This is a genomic window from Komagataeibacter ossonobensis, assembly GCF_057359305.1.
In genome coordinates, this window is sequence record NZ_JBXAYQ010000082.1 from 1 (window position 1) to 2,500 (window position 2,500).

2 rRNA genes (1 of these 2 cut by a window edge) are annotated in these 2,500 nt (G+C 56.0%); both read right to left on the bottom strand.

Annotated features, from left to right (window positions below):
- Positions 1-68 precede the first annotated feature (68 nt).
- Positions 69-184: ribosomal RNA gene (rrf, locus tag AC1RQ9_RS18395) — 5S ribosomal RNA — on the bottom strand.
- A gap of 111 nt (positions 185-295) precedes the next feature.
- Positions 296-2,500 (bottom strand): 23S ribosomal RNA (locus tag AC1RQ9_RS18400); it runs 534 nt beyond the window's last position.

The window sequence follows — 2,500 nt, forward strand, 5'->3', positions numbered from 1 at the left end:
CCTTCAGGTTATGAGCCTGACGAGCTACCGGGCTGCTCCACCCCGCGGTGGTGAGGGGTGACTGGAAGACCTGGCGGCGACCGACTTTCCCGTGCCTTAAGGCACAGTATCATGGGCGCTGGGGTGTTTCACGGCCGAGTTCGGGATGGGATCGGGTGGATCATTCCCCGCCATGGCCACCAGGTCATCCAGTCATCCCTTTGGTAAGGGGCTGAGAGGATGTGATGGGTTGGTGCTTTGATGTGTTGAAGAGTGGATGACTGCTGTGCATGTGTGTTGCCACTGTAGTGGCTTTGGAATGAGCCTATTGGGCGATTAGGACCAGTTAGCTGCACGCATTACTGCGCTTCCACACCTGGCCTATTGACGTGATGGTCTATCACGGCCCTCGGGGAGACCTTGTTTTGAGGTGGGTTTCCCGCTTAGATGCTTTCAGCGGTTATCCCGTCCACACTTAGCTACCCGGCTGTGCCGCTGGCGCGACAACCGGTGCACCAGAGGTATGTTCATCCCGGTCCTCTCGTACTAGGGACAAATCCTCTCAAGTCTCCAACACCCACGGCAGATAGGGACCGAACTGTCTCACGACGTTCTAAACCCAGCTCACGTACCACTTTAATCGGCGAACAGCCGAACCCTTGGGACCTGCTCCAGCCCCAGGATGTGATGAGCCGACATCGAGGTGCCAAACCTCCCCGTCGATGTGGACTCTTGGGGGAGATCAGCCTGTTATCCCTAGAGTACCTTTTATCCGTTGAGCGATGGCCCTTCCACGCGGGACCACCGGATCACTATGGCCGACTTTCGTCTCTGATCGAGCTGTCACTCTCACAGTCAGGCGGGCTTATGCCATTGCACTCGACAGCCGGTTTCCGACCGGCCTGAGCCCACCATCGCGCGCCTCCGTTACACTTTGGGAGGCGACCGCCCCAGTCAAACTGCCCACCATGCAGGGTCCCGGACCTGGCTAACAGGCCTCGGTTAGACATCAGAAACAGTCAGGGTGGTATTTCAAGGATGGCTCCACCGGAACTGGCGCCCCGGTTTCAAAGCCTCCCACCTATCCTACACAGAATGTCTCTGATGCCACTGCAAAGCTGCAGTAAAGGTTCATAGGGTCTTTCCGTCTGACCGCGGGTACCCCGCATCTTCACGGGGAATTCAATTTCGCTGAGCCGATGCTGGAGACAGCGGGGAAGTCGTTACGCCATTCGTGCAGGTCGGAACTTACCCGACAAGGAATTTCGCTACCTTAGGACCGTTATAGTTACGGCCGCCGTTTACCGGGGCTTCAATTCGGTGCTTGCACACCTCCTCTTAACCTTCCGGCACCGGGCAGGCGTCAGGCCGTATACGTCGTCTCTCGACTTCGCACAGCCCTGTGTTTTTACTAAACAGTCGCTACCCCCTGGTCTGTGCCACCCGCCAATGGTTGCCCACTGACGGGTCTTGCTTATCCCGAAGTTACGCAAGTAATTTGCCTAGTTCCTTCAGCATCGTTCTCTCAAGCGCCTTGGTATTCTCTACCAGTCCACCTGTGTCGGTTTCGGGTACGGTCTATATGCCAGAGCTATTTCCTGGAATACTCCAAAAGCCGGATCAATCCGATAAGACCCGACAACATATTGTATTCGTCACTTCTGGCAGGCCCGGGAATATTTGCCCGGTTTCCATCGACTACGGCTTTCGCCCTCGCCTTAGGGGCCGGCTCACCCTGCGCGGATTAACCTTGCGCAGGAACCCTTGGACTTTCGGCGACAGTGTTTCTCGCACTGTTTGTCGCTACTCATGTCAGCATTCGCACTTCCGATATCTCCAGAGAGGGTCACCCCGTCTCCTTCACAGACCTACGGAACGCTCCGCTACCGCGCATTCAAAGAATGCACCCACAGCTTCGGCACGTGGCTTGAGCCCCGTTACATTTTCGGCGCAGGGTTTCTATTAGACCAGTGAGCTATTACGCTTTCTTTAAAGGATGGCTGCTTCTAAGCCAACCTCCTGGTTGTTTTGGAATCCCCACATCCTTTCCCACTTAGCCACGATTTGGGGGCCTTAGCTGGTGGTCTGGGCTGTTTCCCTCTCGACAATGGACCTTAGCACCCACTGTCTGTCTGCCGAGCTCATACTTCCGGGTATTCGGAGTTTGGTTAGGTTTGGTAAGGCTTTGGGCCCCCCTAGCCCATCCAGTGCTCTACCCCCCGGGGTAATACTCGACGGTCTACCTCAATAGATTTCGCGGAGAACCAGCTATTTCCGAGTTTGATTGGCCTTTCACCCCTAGCCACAGCTCATCCCCGACTTTTTCAACAGGCGTGGGTTCGGCCCTCCAGTGCGTGTTACCGCACCTTCAGCCTGGCCATGGCTAGATCACTCGGTTTCGGGTCTTCTGCCAGCAACTCGTCGCCCTATTCAGACTCGCTTTCGCTGCGCCTACACCTAACGGCTTAAGCTTGCTGCAAACAGAAACTCGCTGACCCATTATACAAAAGGTACGCCGTCA